Genomic DNA, 21,725 nt, shown 5'->3' on the forward strand with positions numbered 1-21,725 from the left:
CTCGATCAGGAACGAAAGCGCCAGGCCAGCAGTTCATGCCCGTGCCGGCGCAGCCAGTCGCGATGGCGTGCGTAATCGGGCATCAGCCGGCCGGTTGCGGCCCAGAAGGCGGCCGAATGGTCCATGTGCAACAGATGCGCCACCTCATGCGCGGCGACATAGTCCAGCACCTCGGGCGGCGCCATGGCCAGCCGCCAGGAAAACATCAGCCGCCCGTCATGGGTGCAACTGCCCCAGCGCGAGCGCGTGTCGCGCAGCGCCAGCGCGCGAAACCCGCGCCCCAGCGCCGCGGCATGGCGGTCGCAGGCCCGGCTTAGCCGCGCCTGCGCCAGGTGCTTCAGCCAGGCCTCGACCAGCAGGCCGGCGGGACGGCCCTGCGGGACCAGCAGCAGCGCCTCGGTCAGTTCCACCCGCCGCCCGTCATGGGGCACAATCCGGCGCGGGCGCCCCTCGACGGGCAGCAGGGCGCCCGGTTCGACCACGCAGAGCGGCGGCATCCCGGCGCGGGTCTGCCGCAGCCATTCGGCCCGCGATTCGGCAAAGGCGCGGCCGTCCGACAGGCTGGTGCGGCTGGGCAGGGTCAGCACCACCTCGCCCCCCGCGCGCGCCACGCGCAGGGTCATGCGCCGCGCCCTGGACGAGCGCCGCAGCGTCACCGGAATGTCGCCTCCGACCAGAATCCTGTCCATCCGTTCCCCCATCTTGCGAAGGGCTGCGCCTCTGCCCATCTTTCCCCCGCACCGCCGGCCGGCCGCAAGGGGGAAAAGGCTTTGACACCCTGCCCCGGCTGTGGCAGGGGACAGCGGATTTAGCTGAACGCGGCAGAAAGAGAACAACCATGCCCAAAGAGGAATGGGGCACGAAACGCCTTTGCCCCCATTGCGCGACGCGCTTTTACGACCTGATGAACGACCCGATGACCTGCCCGGCCTGCGGTGCGGAATTTACCGTGGAAAGCCTGACCAACGGTCGCTCGCGCTCGCTGATCTCGGAAAAGACCGCTGCGCGCGACGCGGACCAGGCCGACCTGGCCGAGGACGAGGATCTGGACGACGACGCCGACACCGGCGATCTGGACGACGATCTGCTGGACGATGACGACGACGATGGCGACATGTCGCTGGACGACATCGCCGACGTGCCGGACAGCGACGACGAATAGTTCCGCGTCCTGACCAACCAGAAGGCCCCGGAGCGCGACCGCGCCGCCGGGGCCTTTCCCATCGGGCCATGGCAGGGTCCGACGGGTATCGTCTATCCTGGCCCGGCCTTCGCCGGGCGGTGCGGCCATAATGAGGGCACGCGCCCGCCCAGGGGCTGGCGTAGGCTTAGCGGCAGGGATCAGCCGTTGCCTTCGCCACCATCGCCGCCGGAATCACCGCCATCGGAGCCGCCATCCGAACCACCGTCGGAGCCGCCGTCCGCGCCGCCATCCGCGCCTCCGTCAGAGCCCCCGGTGCCGCCATCCGATCCGTCCGAACCGCCGTCGGAGCCGCTGTCGGAGCCGTCCGAACCATCGCCATTCTCTCCGGTTCCGTCGCCAGTCCCGTCGCCGGTTCCGTCACCCGTATCACCCCCGGCATCCTCGCCGGGTTCGTCACCGGCGCCGGGCCCATCCTGGGTTTCCGAGGCGGTCGGCCCGCCCTTGCCGCTTTCGTCCGGTTCGGCGCGAAGTTCCACGCCGTCCACCGAGATCAGGCTGCCATTGGCGATGCTGTAGACCAGTTCGGTGGGCTGGCCGTTGCGCTGCGCATTGATCGTCAGGATCGGGCCCTCGCGCAGGATATGCACATCGCTGAAGCCCTGCGCGATCAGCGTCCGCGCGATCTCCTGGTCATTGTCGAGTTGCTCCAGCAACGGGTAATCCGGCTCGAGAACCGCGCCCACCGGCGCGCTCGGCTCGACCGCCGCGCCCGGCGCAATCGCGGTGTTGCCCGAGGGCGTCTCGATGACGGTGGTATCGCCTTCGATCACCTCGCCGCTTTGCGCAAGCGCGGTGGAGCCCATGATGGCGCCAAGCGCCAATGCCTTGCCGCCGACCAGGGCGGTCGTCAAACTGCGTTTCAGCATGACTCTTACCTCCTTCATGCTCATCGGGTCTAAACCCCGGCAAGCGGGAAAGGGTTTCGTCGCGCCGGATCGCATCCGCGTCATCCCGCGCAGCTGCGTATCGTTGTCGCACCCCCTTGAAACCGTTTTCGAGAATCGCCGACCGGGGCGAAAATACCCTCGACGGCGCGGCGCCCGGAGCGGTTGGCAGCGCCGTCACCCCTGCCGATCCGCCAATCCGGCGGCAGGCGGGAAATCCGTCCATATCGTGGAAATATCAGGCGCCTGGCGCCAATTCTCCGCAGAATTCGGGCAATAACTGCCCAAAAAGTCAGCTTCTCATGCAGCACCCCGTGGGGCATCACTGGGCCTGTTCGCGTTCCGATTGTTGTCTCTGGCGGATTGCAATCAGTTATCGATTACCTGGGAGGTTTGTGGTGAAAAGTATTCTGTTTGGAATGAAGGCCGACTGGTCGGCAGCTTTGGAGCGCAGCGCGCAGGCCATCGGCATCCAAAGCCATATGGCGGATCTTCGCCATGCCGACCTGTCCAGCTATGACGCCGTGGTCCCGCTGACCCTGTGGGACCGCGATTTCCTGGATCAAAGGCGTGCCGGGGGCGAGATGTTCAACGCCCTGTTCCCCAGCGCCACGGCGCAGGAAAACTGCCATGACAAGCTTGCCTTCAACCGGCTGATGGCCAGCGCCGGCCTGGGTGATTACGTCCCGGCCATGTTCGCCGATCCCGGTAATCTTCCGATTGGCGAGCCCATCATCGTCAAGCGCCGCAAGGACGAATGGGGCAAGCTGTCGCGTATTTGCTGCCTGACCCCGGATTCGCCGCTGGTCTACGATCCCGAGCAGGAATTCCTGCAGGAATATATTCCCGGCACGACCGAATTATCCGCATATCTGCTGATGCGCGACGGCCGGATCGCTTTTTCCCGCACGGCCATATTCGACATGCCGGACATGCCGCATGTGAAGGGGATCAATACCGGGCACAAGAGCCTGGTATGGCAGGAAGGTTCGCGCCATCGGGATCTGTTCACGGAAATCCTGGACAGGGTGGGATTTGCGAATGGCGCCTGCTGCATCGACTATCGCGAAGTGGACGGCAAGCCGAAGATCTTCGAGATCAATCCCCGGCTCGGCGGGTCCATCACCGGAAATGCGGGCAGCTATTTGCAGCATTACCTGATTGCAGCTTGCGGCAAGCGCCTGCTGCCTGCGCCCGCCCCCGAGCCGCTGCAAGCGGCGGCGTGACCGGCGGCCCGCTTCTGCATATCCCTGCCCTCGGCCATTTCGGCCGAGGGATCGCCGTCAGATCGCGAAGATGTCGTCCGCCACCTGGGCCACGGTCAGGTTCTGGCCGTTGACCACGATCCGGTCGCCGTCGCCGAAGTCGATGACCACGCCATTCGCGGTCTTTTGCATGTGGTCGCGGATGAAGGCGGCGGGGTTCGCGTCCAGCATGGCATCGTCGATCAGCAGCCGGTCGATGCCGCGCTGATAGCCGTTGATCGTATCGGCGCCATGGCCATCCTGGAAGATGAAGACATCGGCCCCGGCCCCGCCGACCAGAACGTCGTTGCCATAGCCCCCATGCAGCGTGTCATTGCCATCGCCGCCGATCAGGCGGTCGTTGTCTCCTTCCCCCCTGAGCCAGTCATTACCTGCACCGCCGTCCAGCCTGTCAGCACCGGTTCCACCCAGCAATGTGTCGAAACCCGCCCCACCCAAAAGCGTGTCATTGCCGGCATCCCCACGAATCTGGTCATGTCCGGCGGCCCCATCCAGGGTGTCGTTGCCGTTGCCACCTTGCAGGGTATCGTTGCCGTAACCGCCATGCAGGGAATCGAAGCCTTCGCGACCGATGAGCCGGTCGTTACCCCCGCTACCGTTCAGCGTGTCATGCCCCGCCTTGCCGTCCATCCAATCGTGACCGTCCCCGCCCGACGCAACATCATGCCGGGCCGTCAGGCGATAATCGTCGTTGCGCGGCGTGCTTTGCGTCGGGCCGGGCGTGACGAAGACCTCGCCGTTGAAGCTTGCCAGCCAGTCGGCGCGGGACTGCATCGACAGGTCCGCGCCGGGATTGGCGACGCGGGTGAAGGTGCCGGTATCGACGCGCACCTGCCCGTCCGTATCGGCAAAGTTCTGCGTCGCCATCAGCACCTTGTAGTCGCGGCCGTTCACCGTCAGATAGCCGACCTCCAGCCCGATGCCGATAAAGGCCGCATCGCTCATGATGTTCTGAGAATGGCCGGAGCTGTTCATCAGGTTCTGGTGCAGCTGGCGGATCTCGTCGCGCAGGTCGGCCTCGCCCTGGATGGAGACATAGGCGATGTTCTCGGCCGTCATCCAGTTGCCCGCCAGGTCGAAGCCCGCCGCCTCCATCCGCTCGCGCGAGGAAGAGCCGCCGCGGCCGGTATGCGAGAACACATCCGTCTCCAGCATCCAGCGGCTATGGCCCTCGGCCGAATCGTTGAGCCGTTTTTCGATGGACAGCGCGGGAAGCCCTTCGGCCCGGCGAGCCTGGTTGACCAGGCTGACGAAGTAGCGCTCGTTTGCAGATGCAAAGGACATGGTCGTTATCCGCCTAGCGAGAATTCATCTCATGAAATGCAGCTTCAGGGAGCATATCAGAGCCTGGGCGGAATCAGAACCACCGCCAGGGCAGGACGGCGGATATCAGCCAGCCGCCCCGCCGCCAGGGCCGGGCGCGCAGGCATCGCCCGGACCTGCGCCGCCCGAACGCCGCAACCGGCGGACCCGTTTAATCTGGACCAAGGCCGGGGCTAAGCTCGCCACGCGCACCGTCACCTGGACATGAAAAATGATGACCGATCCCTCCAAGCCCGTTGTCGCGGTGACCGGCGCCAGCCGCGGCATCGGCCATGCCATCGTGCGCCACTTCCACCGCCAGGGCTGGAACGTCATCACCCTGGCGCGCACGCCCTTCTCGACCCAGTGCCCCTGGGCCGAAGGCATCATCCATCACATCGAGGTCGACCTGTCCGATCCCGGCTCGATCACCGGTGCCGCCGACAGGCTGAAACGAATGCTGGACGGGCACGGGCTGTCGGCCCTGGTCAACAACGCCGGGATTTCCCCGAAGTGCGGGGACGGCGGGCGCATGGGGGCCTTGGTCACGCCGCTGGCAACGCTCCTGAGCGTGCAGCAGGTCAACCTGGTCGCCCCGCTGCAGCTTTGCCAGGAGCTTCTGGAGCCGCTGAAGGCAAGGCAGGGCGCGGTGGTCAACATCACCTCGATCGCGGGCAGCCGGGTGCATCCTTTCGCCGGCGCGGCCTATGCCGTTTCCAAGGCCGCGCTCTCGGCCCTGACCCGCGAGCTGGCCTATGACCTTGCCGAATACGGGGTGCGGGTGAACGCCGTCGCCCCCGGCGAGATCGAGACCTCGATCCTGTCGCCGGGCACCGACAGGATCATCGAGGCGCAGGTGCCGATGAAGCGCCTCGGACGCCCGGAAGAGGTGGCGGAGGTGGTCTATTTCCTCGCCAGCGGGCAGGCGTCCTATGTCACCGGCAGCGAGATCCACATCAACGGCGGCCAGCATGTCTGATCCGGTCGCGGGGGGCTGCCGGGCAGGCGGAAACCCCTGGGCTCCGGCCGTCACACCCCGGTCCGCGCCTCGGGCAAGACCCTGATCCGGCGGCGCTTGGCGTCGGTTTCCGGCGGCAGGCCGCGATGAAAGACAAGCGCGGGCGGTTCGGCCCCCAGTCGCCGCGCCAGCCCGGCCAAGCTGGTTCGCAGCGCCGGCTCGGCACCCGGCGCGGCTGCGTCCAGCCACAGGTGCAGCATCCTGCCCTGCTGGACGACCCGATAGTCGCGCAAGGGCTGCGGCAGGCAGGCGATGGCGGTTCGGATCGCCTCGGACGCGACCATGCGCGGCCCCGTGGCCGAGGGCCACCACAAGACATCGTCCTCGCGGCCCTCGATGCGGGCGATGCGCTGGCTGGCGCAGCCGCAGGGGCAAGGATCGGGATCGGGGATCAGCACGTCGTCGAGGCGATAGTTCAGGATCGGCAGGCTTTCGCGCGTGAAATCGTGGATGACCGGGCAGAAGGCGCCGCTTGCCGCGTCGATCACGTCGCGGTCGATGCGCAGCCAGCGTTCGTTCAGGTGCAGGTGGCCCAGCCGGCAGGTCATCGCCAGGACGCCCTCGGTCGCCTGGTAGACCTGGTGGACGCGGGTGCCGAAGGCGCGTTCGATCAGCGCCGCATCCTCGGGGGACAGCGTCTCGGCGACCGAGATCACCCGCCGCGGCGACAGGGCCAGCCCGCCCGCCGCCTGCCGCTCGGCCAGCATCGCCAGGATGCGCGCGGGCGCGATCAGGACGCTGGGGTCCAGATCGGCCAGCCGGGCCAGGTGATCCTCGAAGGGCGACAGCAGGTCGAAGAAGGCAAAGCGGACCAGCGGATTCGACAGGCTGCGATAAAGCGCATTGTCGGCGCGCATGAAGAACGCCACGCGCTGGCGCCGCCACAGTTCCGGCCAGTAGCGCCCCAGCATGATCGCGGCCCAGAGCCGCCTTTCCCGCGGCGTCGCCAGGAACAGCCCGCGCTGGCCCGAGGTGCCCGTCGAAAGCCCGACCGAGACCTTTCCGATCAGCGGGCGAAAATCGCGGCTGGCCTCGGCCCGGATGGCCACCTGCATCGCCGTGTCATGGTCGATGCCGCAGGTGTTGATGGCCGAGAAATTCGCCATCAGCCGCGCCTTGTCCATGCGCGGCAACGCCTTTAGCGGCAGGTCGGCCATGCCGCGATAGAAGGGCGAGCACGGCATGACCCGCGCGCGGAAGCGGCGAAAGGCGGCGACGTGATGCGCCTCGATCTCGGCGCGGCAGGAAAAGCCGCGGCCATGGCGGCTGTGCAGGAATGCGGTCAGGCTCATCTGGCGGTCTCGGGGCAATGCGAGGGGTCGATGGTGATGTCGGGGCGGCGCAGCATCAGCGCGCGCAGCCGGGCGAAGGTCCGGCGATAGGCGGCGGCATCGCCCAGGCGCGCCAGCACCGGGCCGGGCGGCAGCCGGTTTGCGCGCAGCTGCGCCCGGCCATAGGCGGCATCGGCGACCAGGAAGCGCGCGGCCTCGGGCAGCCAAAGCCCCATCTGGCCGGTGCCGTGGCCCGGCAGCGGCACGGCGATCAGCCGGCCGTCGCCCAGCAGGTCATGGCCTTGCGGAAATTCGGGCAGGCCGGTCGGGACCGCCGCGCAGGCCTCGACCGGCTGCGGATCGCGCGCCAGGATCGCGTCGCGCAAAAGCGGCGGACAGGCGGCGCGGATGCTGGCCAGATCGCCGAGCGCCCGCAATTCGGCAATCGCCGCGGCCGAGGCCGTGACCGGGATGCCGGCCGGCAGGTCGATCAGCCCGGCGCTGTGATCGGCATGCATATGGGTCAGGAACACCAGATCCGGCAGGCGCGGCAACCGGCGCAGCAGCTGTTCCTGCGCCGGCAGCCGGACGGGGGTCAGCCAGCGATAGAGCCGGGCCGGAAAGCCCCACGTCGCCGCGAAGAAGGCCGGCCCATAGCCGGTATCGACCAGCACGCAGGCACTTTCCGTCTCGACCAGCGTGGCCAGCGCCGGGAAGGTGGCGCCGCCCAGGCCCGGCAGTCCCGCGCCCCAGGCCGGGGCGCGGCATTCGCCGATCTTCAGCGTGGTCAGGCGAAGCATTCCGCCACCCCCTCCTGGAAGCCGACCCGCGGCCGATAGCCCAGATCCCGCCGCGCGGCCGAGATGTCCAGCGTCAGGCTGCTGCCCAGGGACGCCACGGCCTGCAAGGTCAGCCGCGGCTCGGCCCCGCCGCGCATCCGGGCCACGGCCTCGGAGGCACCGGCCAGCCAGCGCGCCAGCCCCTGCGGCAGCGGCATGCCGCGCAGGCGCAGCCCGGCGCGATGCGCGATGATCTCGGCCAGGTCGCAGAACCGGAAAGCCTCGCCCGAGGTGATGTTCCACACGCCCCCGCGCGGACCCGAGGCGGCCAGGATCATCCCCCGCGCCGCATCGTGCCGATGCGTCAGGTCGATCAGCGCCCGCCCGCCCCGGATCATCGGCAGCCGGCCGCGCCGCATCGCCTCGATCACCCGCGGCAGCAGCGCCCGGTCGTGGCGGCCGTAGATGGCACGCGGGCGGATCGCCGTGCAGCCCATGGCCCCGGCATGGCCCAGCACCATCCGCTCGGCCATAAGCTTGCTTTCGGCATAGAGCGACAGCGGGCGCGCCGGCAGCGGCGCATCCTCGGCCACGTCCAGCCTGTCGGTGCCGTCGGCATAGATGCTGGGCGATGAGGCAAGGACGAAGCGCTTGACCCCTGCCCGCTCGGCCGCGTCCAGCAATCGCTGCGTCGCCAGCACGTTGTCGGCATGGAACTCGGCCCGCGCGCCCCAGGCCGAGCTGCGCGCGGCGCAATGGAACAGCACGTCGATGCCGTCGAGCAGCGGGCCCAGATCGGCGCTGACCAGATCGGCGGCGCGAAAGCCGGGCAGCGCCGCGGGCTGGCGCGCGGTGGTGCTGACGTCCCAGCCATGCATCGCCAACTGCTCGACCAAGGCGCGGCCCAGGCAGCCGCTGGCCCCTGTCACCAGCGCGCGCATCAGAACCGCACCATCGTGCCGCCGAGCGAGATGCCGGCCGAGGTGCCCATCAGCAGCGCCGTATCCCCGCGCATCAGCCGCCCCGAGCGCACCGCATGATCCAGCGCCGTCGGGATCGAGGCCGCGATCTGGTTGCCGGCATGGGCAAAGATGTCGATCACCCGCTCGGGCGGCAGCCACAGGTTGCGGGTCGCGTGCTGCAGGGCCTGGGCGCTGGCCTGGTGCGGGATGACGCAGGCGATGCCGTTCAGCCCCACCTCGGCCTTTTTCAGCAGCCTTTGCAGAAAGCGCGGCAGATAGCGCGAGGCGACCTTGAACGCCTTGCCCCCGTCCATGTGAAAGCGATCCTGGCCCGGCGCGATGCCGCGGGCCGGATTGACCCGCGTACCGCCCGCCGCCAGCACGCAGGCGTCATGGCCATGGGCATAGGTCTGGAAATCATGCGCCAGCACCGCGCCCTTGCCGCCCGCCTCGACCACCACGGCCGCAGCGCCGTCGCCAAAGATCGCGGCGGCCTCGGGCCGGTTCCAGTCCAGCCCGACCGAGGCGATGTCCGAGGAAAACACCAGCGCCCGCCGCACCCGGCCGCATTGGACATGCATCGCCGCAAGGTCCAGCGCCTGCAGGAAGCTGAGGCAGGTCGCGTTCACGTCGAAGGCCGGGATGCCGGACCGACCCAGCCCCAGCCGTTCCTGCACCAGCGTCGCGGTCGAGGGGATCGGCTGTTCCATCACCCCGCAGGCGCCCAGGATCATGTCCAGATCCTCGGGCTTGCAACCCGCCATCTCCATGGCGCGCCGCGCCGCCTCGGCGCCCATGAACGAGGTGGTTTCCTCGGGCATGGCGACATGGCGCGAGGCGATGCCGAAGCGCGCCTGGCATTCGCCCTGCGCCCATCCCATGCGGTCGTCGATATCGGTCGAAGGCAGGACCGTGGCGGGCAGGTAGCTGCCGGTCCCGGTGATTGTGAGATTGATCGGAGACATGTGAGGCACCATTATTGAACGATGTTCATTAACATTGACAATCGCCCCGATTCCTGTCAAGCGTATTTTTGAACATAGTTCAGGAACACCATGGCCAGACCCAGACGATATGATCACGACGCCCTGCGGACCCGCACGATCGAGGCGGCGAAGCTGCTTTTGGAGGAAGGCGGGCCGGCGGCGCTGACCGCCCGCGCGCTGGCCAGTGCGGTCAAGACGACGCCCGGCACCATCTACAACCTCTTCGACAGCATGAGCGCGGTGCTGCAAGAGGTGAACCGGCAGGCGCTGGTCGATCTGGCGATCGCCGTGGATGCGGTGCGCGAGACCGAGCCGCGCGAACGCCTGCTGGCGCTGGCCGAGGTCTATGTGACCTTCATGCTGGATCGCCGCGCGGTCTGGCGGGCGCTGTTCGAGGGGCCGCGCATCTCGAACAATTTTCCTGACTGGTATCTGGCGCAGATCGACGGGCTGATCGGCCGCATCACCCAGCCGGTGGCGGCGCTGAAGCCCAAGGGCGACCCGCGCCTGCTGGCCGAGCAGCTGCTGCTGTCGGTGCATGGCATCGTCGCCCTGGCGGCCATCGACCGGCTGGACCTGATCACCAGGCAAAAACCCATGGACCTGGCGCATGCCGCGGTCGAGCGCATGATCGCCGCCATCCGTGCCGGGGCCGAATGATGCCCCGGACGAGGTTGCAGAACCGGCCATGCGCGGGGCGCTGATCCTGGGCTCGGCCCGCTGCGGCTCGACGCTGGTGTCGCAGATCCTGAACGCGCATCCGGCCGTCCTGTCGGTTTCCGAGCTTTTCGCCGCCGCCGGGCATAACGCCTTTCGCCCGCGGCATCTGGACGGCGCGCGGTTCTGGGCGCATATGGCCCGGCCCTCGCGCGCCATGGCGCAGGTGGCGAACCCCGATGCCGCGCCCTCCGAGTTCCTTTACGGCCGCGTCCAGCACCCCGCGCATGACCCGTGGCATTGCCCGCCGATCCTGGCGGTCACGCTGCCGCATCTGAGCGAAAACCCCGATGCCCTGTTCGATGCGCTGGCCGGGCAGATGCGCGCGCGGGCCCCGGCCCCGCTGGCCGCGCATTACCGCGCGCTTTTCCAGGCGATGGCCCGGCAGATCGGCGGGCGCGAGATCTGGGTGGAACGGTCAGGCGGGTCGCTGGTGGCCGCGGCGACGCTGCGCGAGATGTTTCCCGATGCAGCGCTGGTGCTGCTGGCGCGCAACGGGCCGGACACGGTGCTGTCGATGCGCGACTATCCCGCCGCGCGGCTGGCGATCTGGTGCTGGCGCAGGCTCGGGCCGCTGGGCCTCGACCTGCTGCACCCGCGCCGGCATTTCGGGCGCGGCGCCCTCTGGCCGCTGGTCGCGGCGATCAGCGGGCCGTCCGGCGTCCGGCGCATCGTCGCCCGCCGTCCCGGCCTTGCCGAAACCGGGGCCTTCTGGTCGACCCTGACCATCCGCGGCCTGCAAGGTCTGCGCGGCGCCCGGCCGATGCTCCTGCGCCACGAGGATCTGTGCCGCGACCCCCGCACCTGGATCGAAAGGCTGGGCGCACATCTGCAGGCCGGCGCCCCCGCCGCATGGCTCGACCGGGCCGCCGCCATGCCGCAGCTGCGCCCGTCGCGCCTGGCCGCCCTTTCCCCCGCCGAGCGCGAGGCGCTGGAACGCGCCTGCGCCCCCGGCGAGGCGGCGCTTGCCGCCTTCTGCTCCGGCACGGCCAAGGCGGCTTCGCCCTCGTCCTAGCCGGGAAAGCCAAGGGCGGCCGCCTTTGCGGCGGCAAGAATGGTTTGCCGCCTGTGGGCGCCCGCCCGGCATATCGGCAAGGCCGGATGCTCGACCGGCCTAGGTTTGCGGCCCGTGCGGTGGCCGCCCCGTCACCTTCCGCCAATATTCATCGGCCCGCTTCTCGAAGGTCGCGGCGTCGCGGGCATCGCTTTGGTAAAGCGTGCCGGGCGGGATCGGGGAATAGTCCTGCTCGACCCAGCCGCGCGGGTCGTCATGGGGCAGGACATAGCCGGTGTGGCCAAGCGCCTCGGCCCCCCTGTAATGCGCGTCGCGCAGGTGCAGCGGCACCGGGGCGGGCGGGGTCGAGGCGACCAGTTGCAGCGCCGCCATGATGCCGCGGCAGGCCGAGGCCGATTTCGGCGCACGCGCCACATGCAGCGCGGCATGGGCCAGCACGATCTGCGCCTCGGGATAGCCGATCTTCTCGACTGCCTGCGCCGCGGCCACCGCCGTCTGCAGGGCGGTGTTGTCGGCCAGCCCGACATCCTCGGACGCATGGATCATGATGCGCCGGGCGATGAAGCGCGGATCCTCGCCGCCATGGATCAGCCGCGCCAGCCAGTAAAGCGTCGCGTCCGGGTCCGAGCCGCGCATCGACTTGATGAAGGCCGAGACCACGTCGTAATGCGCATCGCCCGAGCGGTCGTGGTTGATCGGCGCTGCCGCATAGGCTTCCTCGATCATCGCCTCCGTGACCGGCCCGTCATGGCCAAGCGCCAGGCTTTCCAGCGTGGTCAGCGCGCGCCGCGCATCGCCGCCCGAGCGGCCGGCGACCAGGCGGATCTGCTCGGGCGTCATCGCCACGCCGGGCAGGTGATCCAGCCCGCGCCGCACCACCTGTTCCATGTCCTCGATGGAGAGCGGCTCCAGCTTCAGGATGGTCGAGCGCGAGACCAGCGCCGGGGTCAGCACGTGATAGGGGTTGCCGGTGGTCGCGCCGATGAAATCGGCCGTGCCATCCTCGCAGATCGCCAGCAGGTCGTCGGTCTGGGTCGCGGAAAAGCGCTGCACCTCGTCGACGAAGATCAGCAGCGGGGTCATCCGCGCCTCGTCCGCCAGGCGGCGGATGTCGGCGACCCCGGCACGGGTGGCGTTCAGCGGCCGGAAGCTCTTGCCCAGCATGGCACCCACCGCCCGCGCGATCGAGGTCTTGCCGATCCCCGGCGGCCCGTAGAGGATGACGCTGCCCGGCGCCCCGGCCGCGATGCGGCGGCGCAGGATCGAGCCGGGCGCGGTCAGCGCCTGCTGCCCGATGACCTCGTCCAGCGTCGCCGGGCGCAGCGCCGCCGCCAGCGGCAGCCGGCCCTGGCGCGGGGCGGCGTCGAAAAGATCGCTCATGCGGATTCCACCATGTGCGTGTTTTGTTCCGGGTAACAGGAAGGCCAAGCGCTGGCAATGAAGCTTGCCCCTCGCCCTGCGGCTTCGACCGAGGCCACCCTGGACCCGGCCGCGGACGATCCCGAGGGGAAAGCCCAGGGCCGCATGATCCGCAGACATCCTCGGCCCATTCCCGGCGCATGCGGGCCGAACGCCCGGAAAGCCTGTCAGGCCCGGCTCAGCTTTCCTCGGTCAGGGCAGCCACCGGATCGGCACCCTCCCTGCGCTGCTCGGCCCATATCTGCCGATGCTCGATGATCCGGCTCACCGTCATGCGGCAGGCCTGGTCGGAGGCATGCAGCGGCCGCGCCGCCCGTATCTTCAACGAGGCCATCGCCCCGCCGGCCGGCAAGACCTGCCGCTTGTGGGCGGCGACAAAGCCGATGGGCCGGTTCTCAAGCAGGAATATCTCGAGCCAGGCGCCGTTATACGCATTCTCGAAGCCGATGACCGCGCGGTCGGCACCAAGGGGATAGACCGCGATCGCGTCCCCCTGACCCGTCTGCGCCGCTGTCGTCGCAGGGACCAGCGCATCCGCGATCTCATAGCGCCCGAGCAGCCAGCGCATGACCAGTTCCGGCTCGGCGCGCAGGGCGGCGGGCAGATCCTCGGCCCTGCCCGACCGGAACGCGGGAAGCAGCGCGGTGTCGAGGCAACGCCATTGGCCGGTCGCCTCGCAATGGAATGTCAGCAGAAAACGCATCGTCAGCATGCCCTTTGTTCTGTTTTCGCTGCCGGCGGGTCACGGGCAGGACTTAGGCACGGGGACCGGCGCCCGCAAGGGGGCGGCCGCGCCGTTGCGACATCCTGCCCGAAATCGGGTCGGACAGCGGCGGCGGATGCGGCACCCGGCGACGAACACGTCGGGCCGGGTGGCCGACAGTAGCGTGACGGGAGGGGACAGGCGGCTTTCCCCGTGATAGTCACGCCTTTCAAGGAGCAAGGCGGAATGCAGGACAGCACAGCGGAAAGCCCCGACCAGATCCCGGCGGTCATGGCCGCGCTGAAGGACGTGTGCGGAGAGGCGCTGCTGGCACTTTACCTGCACGGATCGGCGGTGTCGGGCGGGCTTCGCCCGCAAAGCGACATCGACCTGCTGGCCATCGTCGCCCAGGGCCTGGCCGAGGATCGGCGGGCCAGGCTGCTGGCGGCCCTGCTGCGGATTTCCGCCCGCCATCCCGCCAGGCCCGGCGGGCCGCGTTGCATCGAGCTTCTGGTGGTCCGCGCCCCGGACCTTGCCCATGGCTTTCCGGCCAGGGCCGAGTTCCTCTATGGCGAATGGCTGCGGGGGGATTTCGAGGCGGGCGAAAGCCCCCTGCCCAGCCGCGATCCCGAATACACGCTGCTGCTGGCGCAGGCGCAACGGCAGGCCAGGCCGCTTTTCGGCCCGCCCGCAGCCGAAATGCTGCCCGAAATCCCCCTGGGCCATATCCGCCGGGCCATGCGCAATGCGCTGCCAGCGCTGCTGGCGGGACTGCCGGGGGACGGGCGCAACGTGCTGCTGACGCTGGCCCGCATGTGGCATACCGCCAGCACCGGGGCCTTCGTCGCCAAGGACGCGGCCGCGGCATGGGCGATGCCGCAGATCCCCGACCCGCAGGATGCCGCGGTGCTGGATCATGCCCGGCGGGCCTATCTGGGCGAGGCCGCGGAGGAATGCCGCCTTCGCGGCAACGAAGCGCGGCGGCTGGCGCAGCACCTGCGGGATCGCATCCTCGCATTGCTGTGATCGCGGGCGACCCGCCCCGCGGCCCCCGAGATGCGGCCTTGCCCGGTTTCGGGGTTGACCGGCGGCCTCGGCCGCGGAAATCCTGCGCGGGTGAACCAGTCGCCGCTTGCAGGAATCCCCATGACCAATTGCCGCCCCATCTTGCTGTCGGACGATCACGTCGCCCGCGTCGCCTCGGCCCAGGGGCCGCTGCACGATCCGCGCTGGCGCATGCTCGAGGATGCCGATCTGGACCTGCTGGCCGACCGGCTTACGCAGGACCGGCCGCGGCCGATCCCGGTCTTTGCCTATGGCTCGCTGATCTGGAACCCCGGCTTTGCCGTCGGCGCCCGGCGCCGCGCCACCGCCATCGGCTGGCATCGCCGCTTCTCGATCTCGCTCGAGCATTTCCGCGGCACGCCCGAGCGGCCGGGGCTGATGCTGGCGCTGGCCTCGGGCGGCAGTTGCGAGGGGCTGGTCCTCGACATCGCCCAGGGGACCGAGGCGCAGTCGCTGCGCGCCATCCTGCGGCGCGAGCTTGTCGCCCATGAACTCTCGGCCAACGCCTGCTGGATCGAGGTCGAGACCGACCGCGGCCGGGAAGAGGCGCTGACCTTCTATGCCGACCCGATCGGCACCCAGCTTGCCGAGCTGACGGTCGAGGATCAGGCGCGGCGTCTGGCCCGCGCATCGGGGGCCGCGGGATCGGGCGCGGAATACCTGCTGCGCACCGTCCGCGGGCTGGCGGAACACGGCATCCATGACGACTATATCTGGACGCTCCAGCAGCTCGTGGCCGAAGAGATCGAGGCCGGGACGGATGGCGCGGACGAATGACCGCCGGGCGCTGGCGGCGAACCCGCGCGCGACGGGCGGCCGCGGTCAGCGCAGCAGCCGCCGCTGGAACGCCGGGTCCGGCAAGGCGCACATGTCCGCCCTGCCGAACAGGCGATAGCGGTTGCGCGCAAAGCGCCGATAAAGCCAGTTGCGCAGCCCGCGCGGCAGGATCCGCAGCGGCGCGGCCAGCCTGCCGGGCCCGCCAAGCCGCCGCCCGGCATAGAGGACCGCATCGCAATCGGCATGGGCGATGCCGTCCTCGATGAAAAGCCAGCTTGCGGGGTCTTCTGCCTCCAGCCCGTAATGGCGCAGGAGCGCCGCGCCAAGCGGGGTCTGGACCGGGCATATCCGCACCCTGCCCGAACGGTCGAGCCGGTGGATCATCCGCGCACCCCAGCTGCAAAGCGCGCATTCCGCATCCATCACGGCCAGGGGCGCGGAATCGTCGAAACGCGGCACCAAGGGATCGTCGCGAAAGGAATAGGGCGCGGTCATGCCGCCAGCATCGGCCAGGGACGGCGGCCGGGCAAGCCCCTTCGTGCCCGCCGGTCGTCCGGCCGCGGAGGGATGCCCAGGAGGCCGGGCCATGGCCCTGCCGGCGGGCATGAAAAAACCCCGCGGTAAAGCGGGGTTCGTTCATCGATGGCGATGGCCTCAGGCGCCGCGGGCGATCCGCTCGATATCGCCGCGGGTCAGGCCGATATCGCTCAGTTCGCGGTCGGTCAGCCGGGCCAGTTCGCGGCGGGTGATGCGGGCGTTGTTCCAGGCGGCGATCATTGCGGTCGCGCGGGCAAAGACCTGGCCCAAGCCACCGGCAGCATGGTTATGGCTCATTTCGACAGCGGACATCTCGGCACCTTTTTCATCTTGCCCATCCAGCGGGCATGTTGCGGACAAGGCGGATATAGGCTGGGCAAATCGCGGAAAGTAGCCGTGATCCCGGCAAAGCCGCTATGCATTCTGCGCCGCAGCATGAGCACCCAGCGCAGGGCCATGACCCCTGCCGAAGGCGCGACCCGGCCGCAGCCCAAGCCGCAGCCGGATCGCGGATAGCGCTACTGCGACGCGCCCTTCAGCCTGGCCGCGAAGAACGGCGCCAGCACCGAGATCGCCTCACCGACGTATTCCCGGCCGTCATAGAGATCCATGTGATTGGCGCCCTCGACCACGTGGAAGGCCTTGTCGGCGCTGGCGGCGCGGTCGAAAAGATCGTCGCTCATCCATTTGCTGCCGGCCTTGCTGCCCGCCACGATCTGCATCGGCTGGGTCAGGTAGATGTCGGCCATGTGATAGGCGTCATAGGTGATGATCTGGTTCAGGCTGCGCAGGGTGGCGAAGCCCGGCGCGGTCGGGCATTGCGCGCGCGGGGTGTGATAGTATTCCCAGGCCTGGCGCAGTTCCTCGTTCGGCGCATCCGCTTCCTTCAGGGGCGCCAGCGGCATCGTGGCGCTGCCGCCCGCGGCGTCCGAGGTCCGGGCGTTCGAGCCCGCCTCGATCAGCGGCAGCGCGTCGCTGGACTGGACGTCGTTGTCCCAGCCGTTGCGGAACATCGCGCCGATATTGACCGCGCTGATCGTGCCGATCGCCTTGATGCGGCGGTCCTGGATCGCGGCATTGGCGGTATAGCCCGCGCCCGCGCAGATCCCCATCGCGCCGATCCGCGCCCGGTCCACATAGGGCAGAGTCACCAGGTAGTCGATGACGGCGCTGATGTCCTCGGTGCGGATATGCGGGTTTTCCAGCTGGCGCGGGGTGCCGCCGCTTTCGCCCTGGTAACTGGCGTCATAGGCGATGGCGATGAAGCCCTGCTCGGCCAGCCGGGCGGCATAGGTGCCCGCCGCCTGCTCCTTCACCCCGCCGCCGGGATGCGACACGACGATGGCAGGCCATGTCCTGGCCGCGTCGAAGCCTTGGGGAAGGTGGACGACCGCCGCCATGGTGATCGCCGGGTTGTTGCTGTTGGTGAAGCTGATCCTGGTCATTGTCCGGTTCCTTTCGCGGTCGAGATCACCCTCGATTACGGCCTGGCCGATGTGGTGGCGGATCGCTTCGACGCAGGCGTCCGGCTGGGCGGCAAGATCGCCAGGGACATGATCGCGGTGCGGATCGGGCCGGACATTCCCATGGCCATCCTGGGGTCGCCCGACTACTTTCGCCGGCACCCGCCCCCGACCTCGGCGGCGCAGCTGGTGGACCACCGGGCGATCAACCTGCGGCTGCCGACCAGCGGCACGCTGAACGGCTGGCGGCGGCCGGGAAACCCGCGTCCGGGTCGAGGGCCCGCTGGTCCTGACCAGCATCGACCTGATCCGCGATGCGGCATTGGACGGCCACGGCCTGGCCTATCTGCCGCTGGACCAAGTTCGGCAGGATCTGGACGACGGCCGCCTGCGGCGCGTCCTGGCCCGGCTGACGCCCGACCTGCCGGGCTATCACCTGTATTATCCCCACCGCCGCCATGCCTCGTCGGCCTTCACCCTGCTGGTCGAGACCCTGCGCTGGCGCGGGTGATGGCGTATCGACGCCCCGAAAGCCGCACGCCGGGCGATCCGGGCCCATGCCGTTGCCACAGGCAGCAGGCCCGTCACGGCCCCTGATCCCCGGCCGCTTCGTTTAGCAGGCAATCGGCCACCTCCGGCGAGAAATACCGGCGGCGGCCTTCCAGAAGCAGCGCGTCCGGCGTCGCGGGATCGCGGCCGAAGGGCGCCATTCCATGCCGGGCCAGCACCCTTGCGCAGCCGATCCAGTCGCCCTCCGGCACGGGCCGGTTCAAGGATGCCCAGCCCAGGGTGCCGGACACATCGTCGCCGAACCCCTGCCCGGCCCGCCAGGACGCGCCATGCTGCAGAAGGAATTCGGCAAGGGCGCTATCGCCGCGGAAGACGGCGTGGTTCAGCGCGCTTGCGTTCCAATCCCCGCCGCGCGCCTCGATGGGCCAACCCAGCTCGACCATCAGCCGGACGGCATCGCCGGCGCCCTCGGCCGCCAGATCCGGCAAAAGCCGCAGCCGGGCCGGGTCCAGGCGGGCGACCAGTCCGGGGGCTTGCGACAGCATCCGCCGGGCCTCGGCCGCATCGGCGCTGGTGCAGGCGGCGATGAAGCGCTCTTCGGGCGACAGCGCGTCCGGCCGGCCCAGCAGGGACGCGACCTCGGGCAGGCCATAGCGCAGGGCCAGCGCGGCCGCATCGGTGCCATCCCCGGTCCGCGCTCCGGGATCGACGCCTGCCGCAAGCAGCGCCCGGACATGCGCGGGCGAGCGGCGCCGGCGGATGGCATGGAACAGCAGGGCGCCGCCGCGCAGCTCGGGCGCGGCGCCGGCATGATCCAGCAACAGCCGAAGCCGCGCAATATCGTCGAAATCGAGACAGCGGAACAGCGCATTGGTGCCGGTGACGACCGCCCCCGCCGCCAGCAGCAGATCGGTGCAGCCGGGCCCCTCGAGCGAATGGTAAAGCGACTCGCCGTCATTCGGATCGGCGCCAGCCTCCAGCAGCAGGCGCGCAAGATCGGCGTCGTGATTGCGCCCCACGGCGCCATAAAGCGCGGAAAGCGGCACGCCGGCGTCCGGTTCCCGGACCGAGGCAGGCGGCCAGCGGCTGCCGACCCGCTGGTCGGGATCGGTACCGGCGGACAGAAGCAGCCCGACCACAGCGTGGATGCGCGGGCGGAATGCCGGCAGCTGCAACAGCCCCGAATGGGTCGCGGCGACCAGAGGCGGCAGGGACAGCGGCCCCGCCGGCCGATGCACCCAGCCCGCATCGGCAAGGATCGCGCGGCGCACCGCGGCGACATCCCCCGCGGCACAGGCGATGATCGGGAAATCCAGCGGCAGCCGGGGCTGGTCCTGCAGCAGCCGCAACGCCAGTTCCGGGCGCGCATTGCCGGTGCCGCCGGCAATATCCCCGGCATAGGCGAAGCGCGCGAAAGCCTCGGCAAGCGCGCCGGGCTCCAAACCGCGCGGCCGCGCCGCCTCGACAAAGGCCTTCAGCGCCGCCCAGGACGCGAAGCCATGCTCCCGCGCGATGCAGGATTGCGCATCATGCAGCCGGCAGCCTGCCGCCGCGACCTGCGCGTCGCCGCGCCCCCTTGCCGCAGGCAAGCCGCGGCGCAGGCGGTCAAGCGCGCCGCCATCGCCCGCGCGGCAAAGCCGCAAAAGCTCCTTAGCCTGCCGTTTCAGCTGATCAAGATCGGGTCGTTCGGGAAGAACGCTCATGGAACCCTCGGTGCATCCGATGCCGACGACCCGCAATCCGGCAGCACAAAGGTTCGTTCGACGATCAGGCGTCGGGTCAAGTGGGCTCGGCCCTTTCCGCGGGTCTGGAAGCGGCTTGGACCGCTGGCCGCAGATTAGGTCGCGCAGGCGGGGCTGTCAAACGGCGGGAAATCCGTCGCACCCCCCTGCGACGGCGCGCGAACTGGCATCCCGCGGGAAATCGGGCTAGAGCGGCAGGCGTGCGGCAGGCAGCTTCCGGCCCCTGGACCCAAGGGCAAGGCCACCACCCGGATGCAAGGAAAGGGCGGCGGCCCGATCCGCAAGACTCCCGGAAAAACGGAAGGAGACCTCATGCGACATCCATCCCTGCGACTGGCCACCGCCTTGGCCGCATCGCTGCTTTGCGGCCTTGCCGCCCATGCCGAACAGGCGGCCCAGGCGCCGCAGGCCGATCCGGCCGCGGTCCGGCAGGACAGCCGGATCAGGACCGCCGCCCTGGCGCAAGGGCTTTACGAACTAGTGCATTCACCCCGCCAGGGCGCGCTGTTCGCGGCCTCCGCCGGCGGCTTCGGCGAGAATGCAGCACCTTCGCGCATCCTGCGCCTCGACCCCGCGACCCTGGCCGTCCAGGCCGAGATCCCGCTGGACCGGAAGGGCTTCGGCCTTGCCATCGACGACGCGGCCGGTCGGCTTTATGTCGGCGCCGGGCTGGACGCCGCCGTCATCGTCATCGACACCGCCGACAACAAGGTCCTCGGCACCATCCAGCTTGCCGAGAAGATCAAGGACGAGAAAGGCGAGGACGCCTATCCCCACCATTTCCGCGAACTGGCGCTGGACCCGCAGAACCATCGCCTCTATGCGCCGGGCCTGCACCCCACGGGCTCCAGCCTTTATGTCGTCGATACCGAGGCGATGAAGGTGGAAAAGGTCGTGCCGGGCTTTGGCTACAACGCCACCGGCATCGCCATCGACCCCACGGCGGGCCGGGTCCATGTCTCGAACCTGCAAGGCCAGTTCTTCGCCGTCGATACCGGGACGCTGGAGATCGTCAGCACGGTCGAGACCGGGGCGGACCAGCTGCTGAACCTTGCGCTCGACGCCCAGGGCGGGCGGCTTTTCGCCACCGACCAGGGCCATCCGCGCGTCACCAAATACCGCGCCGAGGCGCTTCCCGACTACCAGCCCAGGGGCGAGGGCAACCAGGTCTTCGTCTTCAGCACCAGGGACGGCAGCGAGATCAGGCGCATGGCCAGCGGCGAGGGGCCGGTCGCCCTGCGCTTCGACGGCGAGCACCGGCGGCTTTACGTCACCAACCGGGCCGAGGGCAGCATCAGCGTCTTCGACACCGACAGCTATGACCTGCTGGAAAAGCTGGAGACGGGCGCGCATCCGAACAGCCTGGCCTTCGACGCCGGGCAGAACGCGCTGTTCACGACGGTGAAATCCGCCGAGGGCGCGCCCAAGAACAGCGACGAGAGCGTGGCGCGCATCGACCTGTGACCGCCCGCGCAAGGACATCGGGGACCGGATCATCCCGGCCCCTTTCCATTGGGGCTTGGCCGGCGCGAGATCCTGGAACCTCGCGCGCGGGGTCAGCCTGCGCAGACCCCGCCGCCCGAAGAACGCCTCGCGCGATGCGCGTCAGGCCGGCGGAGCCCGCAAGATCGCCAGGGCATTTTCCGACGGAAACCTTCGAAATCGACGCCAAAGAACCACAGTCCGGGAAAGGATGGGGCGCAGGATCGCCCCACCGTTCAGCGGGGATCGGCGTCGATGGCCGCCAGCACCGCATCCGCGCTTTTGCTGTTCACGGCCAGGCGCACATCGTAAAGGATCGCCAGCCGCAGCAGCGATTTCACGTCCACGTCATGGGGCAAGGCGGACAGCGGGTCGATGAAGAAGATCAGGTTCTTCAGCCGCCCTTCGGAAATCATCGCCCCCAGTTGCGCGTCGCCCCCCAGCGGGCCGCTGAGAAGCCGGGCCACATCAAGCCCCGTCGCCGCATGGATCCGCGATCCGGTGGTGCCGGTGGCGACCAGAGACAGCGGCCGCAGCCGGTCGATCCGCTCTTCGACCCAGGCGATCAGGTCGTCCTTCTTGCCGTCATGCGCGACAAGGGCCAGGTCGGCGTGAATATCCATG

Annotated in this window: 23 protein-coding genes; 9 read left to right on the top strand and 14 right to left on the bottom strand. The window is 69.3% G+C overall.

The annotated features are described in order from the left end of the window. Positions 1-5: 5 nt before the first annotated feature. Positions 6-689, bottom strand: a complete 684-nt coding sequence (locus tag E3U26_RS04310) for a M48 family metallopeptidase (RefSeq protein ID WP_114536699.1) — start codon at positions 687-689, stop codon at positions 6-8. A 149-nt stretch (positions 690-838) separates the two neighbouring features. Between E3U26_RS04310 and E3U26_RS04315 the strand changes: the two genes are divergently transcribed. Beyond that, positions 839-1,162: an FYDLN acid domain-containing protein gene (locus E3U26_RS04315; protein ID WP_036758107.1), complete on the top strand. Its 324-nt coding sequence runs from the start codon at positions 839-841 to the stop codon at positions 1,160-1,162. Between the two features lie 179 nt (positions 1,163-1,341). On the opposite strand, the gene E3U26_RS04320 is transcribed toward E3U26_RS04315, so the two are convergent. Continuing rightward, positions 1,342-2,094: a hypothetical protein gene (locus tag E3U26_RS04320; protein WP_499105573.1), complete on the bottom strand. Its 753-nt coding sequence runs from the start codon at positions 2,092-2,094 to the stop codon at positions 1,342-1,344. Positions 2,095-2,186: 92 nt separating this feature from the next. On the opposite strand from E3U26_RS04320, the gene E3U26_RS04325 reads away from it, so the two are divergent. Then, entirely contained in the window at positions 2,187-3,314 is a 1,128-nt protein-coding gene (locus E3U26_RS04325; protein ID WP_499105574.1) for an ATP-grasp domain-containing protein, read from the top strand. A gap of 57 nt (positions 3,315-3,371) precedes the next feature. Here E3U26_RS04325 and E3U26_RS04330 read toward each other — a convergent pair whose 3' ends face one another. Next, positions 3,372-4,637, bottom strand: coding sequence for a CAP domain-containing protein (locus tag E3U26_RS04330; protein ID WP_499105575.1), 1,266 nt, complete (start codon positions 4,635-4,637; stop codon positions 3,372-3,374). Between the two features lie 250 nt (positions 4,638-4,887). On the opposite strand from E3U26_RS04330, the gene E3U26_RS04335 reads away from it, so the two are divergent. Next, on the top strand, positions 4,888-5,634 hold the full coding sequence (locus E3U26_RS04335) for an SDR family NAD(P)-dependent oxidoreductase (protein ID WP_499105576.1): 747 nt from the start codon (positions 4,888-4,890) through the stop codon (positions 5,632-5,634). A 50-nt stretch (positions 5,635-5,684) separates the two neighbouring features. Here E3U26_RS04335 and E3U26_RS04340 read toward each other — a convergent pair whose 3' ends face one another. Genes E3U26_RS04340 through E3U26_RS04355 form a run of 4 tightly spaced genes read right to left on the bottom strand, consistent with a single transcriptional unit; the run spans position 5,685 to position 9,650 of the window. Continuing rightward, complete coding sequence (locus E3U26_RS04340; protein ID WP_499105577.1) at positions 5,685-6,965, bottom strand: F390 synthetase-related protein; 1,281 nt, start codon at positions 6,963-6,965, stop codon at positions 5,685-5,687. Further along, positions 6,962-7,744 (bottom strand): MBL fold metallo-hydrolase, encoded by a 783-nt coding sequence (locus E3U26_RS04345; protein ID WP_499105578.1) that lies wholly within the window; start codon positions 7,742-7,744, stop codon positions 6,962-6,964. The genes E3U26_RS04340 and E3U26_RS04345 overlap by 4 nt, the downstream gene beginning before the upstream one ends. Beyond that, the gene (locus tag E3U26_RS04350) at positions 7,732-8,664 is read right to left on the bottom strand and encodes an NAD-dependent epimerase/dehydratase family protein (RefSeq protein ID WP_499105579.1); all 933 of its coding nucleotides are present in this window, start codon (positions 8,662-8,664) and stop codon (positions 7,732-7,734) included. The genes E3U26_RS04345 and E3U26_RS04350 overlap by 13 nt, the downstream gene beginning before the upstream one ends. Continuing rightward, a complete protein-coding gene (locus E3U26_RS04355; RefSeq protein ID WP_072462030.1) occupies positions 8,664-9,650 on the bottom strand; it encodes a 3-oxoacyl-[acyl-carrier-protein] synthase III C-terminal domain-containing protein in 987 nt (328 codons plus the stop codon). The genes E3U26_RS04350 and E3U26_RS04355 overlap by 1 nt, the downstream gene beginning before the upstream one ends. 90 nt (positions 9,651-9,740) lie before the next feature. Between E3U26_RS04355 and E3U26_RS04360 the strand changes: the two genes are divergently transcribed. Both E3U26_RS04360 and E3U26_RS04365 read left to right on the top strand, forming a co-directional pair. Next, complete coding sequence (locus E3U26_RS04360) at positions 9,741-10,331, top strand: TetR/AcrR family transcriptional regulator (RefSeq protein ID WP_072462031.1); 591 nt, start codon at positions 9,741-9,743, stop codon at positions 10,329-10,331. Positions 10,332-10,359: 28 nt separating this feature from the next. Next, complete coding sequence (locus tag E3U26_RS04365) at positions 10,360-11,403, top strand: sulfotransferase family protein (RefSeq protein ID WP_499105581.1); 1,044 nt, start codon at positions 10,360-10,362, stop codon at positions 11,401-11,403. Positions 11,404-11,502: 99 nt separating this feature from the next. On the opposite strand, the gene E3U26_RS04370 is transcribed toward E3U26_RS04365, so the two are convergent. Beyond that, positions 11,503-12,783, bottom strand: a complete 1,281-nt coding sequence (locus tag E3U26_RS04370) for a replication-associated recombination protein A (protein ID WP_499105582.1) — start codon at positions 12,781-12,783, stop codon at positions 11,503-11,505. A gap of 217 nt (positions 12,784-13,000) precedes the next feature. Continuing rightward, positions 13,001-13,534 (bottom strand): hypothetical protein, encoded by a 534-nt coding sequence (locus E3U26_RS04375; protein WP_499105583.1) that lies wholly within the window; start codon positions 13,532-13,534, stop codon positions 13,001-13,003. Positions 13,535-13,771: 237 nt separating this feature from the next. Here E3U26_RS04375 and E3U26_RS04380 point away from each other — a divergent pair, with 237 nt between their 5' ends. Beyond that, positions 13,772-14,551, top strand: a complete 780-nt coding sequence (locus E3U26_RS04380) for an aminoglycoside adenylyltransferase domain-containing protein (protein WP_499105584.1) — start codon at positions 13,772-13,774, stop codon at positions 14,549-14,551. A gap of 120 nt (positions 14,552-14,671) precedes the next feature. Continuing rightward, entirely contained in the window at positions 14,672-15,367 is a 696-nt protein-coding gene (locus E3U26_RS04385; RefSeq protein ID WP_181820514.1) for a gamma-glutamylcyclotransferase, read from the top strand. A gap of 45 nt (positions 15,368-15,412) precedes the next feature. Here the strand turns inward: E3U26_RS04385 and E3U26_RS04390 are convergent, their stop codons facing one another. From E3U26_RS04390 to E3U26_RS04400, 3 genes are all read right to left on the bottom strand, one after another. Beyond that, positions 15,413-15,862 (bottom strand): thiol-disulfide oxidoreductase DCC family protein, encoded by a 450-nt coding sequence (locus E3U26_RS04390; protein ID WP_036758128.1) that lies wholly within the window; start codon positions 15,860-15,862, stop codon positions 15,413-15,415. 159 nt (positions 15,863-16,021) lie between these two features. Further along, positions 16,022-16,216, bottom strand: a complete 195-nt coding sequence (locus E3U26_RS04395) for a DUF1127 domain-containing protein (RefSeq protein WP_072462037.1) — start codon at positions 16,214-16,216, stop codon at positions 16,022-16,024. Between the two features lie 206 nt (positions 16,217-16,422). Continuing rightward, positions 16,423-17,349: an alpha/beta hydrolase gene (locus E3U26_RS04400; protein ID WP_499105585.1), complete on the bottom strand. Its 927-nt coding sequence runs from the start codon at positions 17,347-17,349 to the stop codon at positions 16,423-16,425. A 325-nt stretch (positions 17,350-17,674) separates the two neighbouring features. On the opposite strand from E3U26_RS04400, the gene E3U26_RS04405 reads away from it, so the two are divergent. Continuing rightward, positions 17,675-17,878, top strand: coding sequence for a LysR substrate-binding domain-containing protein (locus tag E3U26_RS04405; protein WP_276242948.1), 204 nt, complete (start codon positions 17,675-17,677; stop codon positions 17,876-17,878). A gap of 73 nt (positions 17,879-17,951) precedes the next feature. Here E3U26_RS04405 and E3U26_RS04410 read toward each other — a convergent pair whose 3' ends face one another. Beyond that, a complete protein-coding gene (locus E3U26_RS04410; RefSeq protein ID WP_499105586.1) occupies positions 17,952-19,580 on the bottom strand; it encodes a hypothetical protein in 1,629 nt (542 codons plus the stop codon). Between the two features lie 351 nt (positions 19,581-19,931). On the opposite strand from E3U26_RS04410, the gene E3U26_RS04415 reads away from it, so the two are divergent. Beyond that, on the top strand, positions 19,932-21,083 hold the full coding sequence (locus E3U26_RS04415; protein WP_499105587.1) for a YncE family protein: 1,152 nt from the start codon (positions 19,932-19,934) through the stop codon (positions 21,081-21,083). A gap of 254 nt (positions 21,084-21,337) precedes the next feature. Here E3U26_RS04415 and E3U26_RS04420 read toward each other — a convergent pair whose 3' ends face one another. Then, positions 21,338-21,724: a methylglyoxal synthase gene (locus E3U26_RS04420; RefSeq protein WP_499105588.1), complete on the bottom strand. Its 387-nt coding sequence runs from the start codon at positions 21,722-21,724 to the stop codon at positions 21,338-21,340. Position 21,725 lies beyond the last annotated feature (1 nt).

The organism is Paracoccus ferrooxidans, assembly GCF_029909815.1.
Classification (GTDB): domain Bacteria; phylum Pseudomonadota; class Alphaproteobacteria; order Rhodobacterales; family Rhodobacteraceae; genus Paracoccus; species Paracoccus versutus.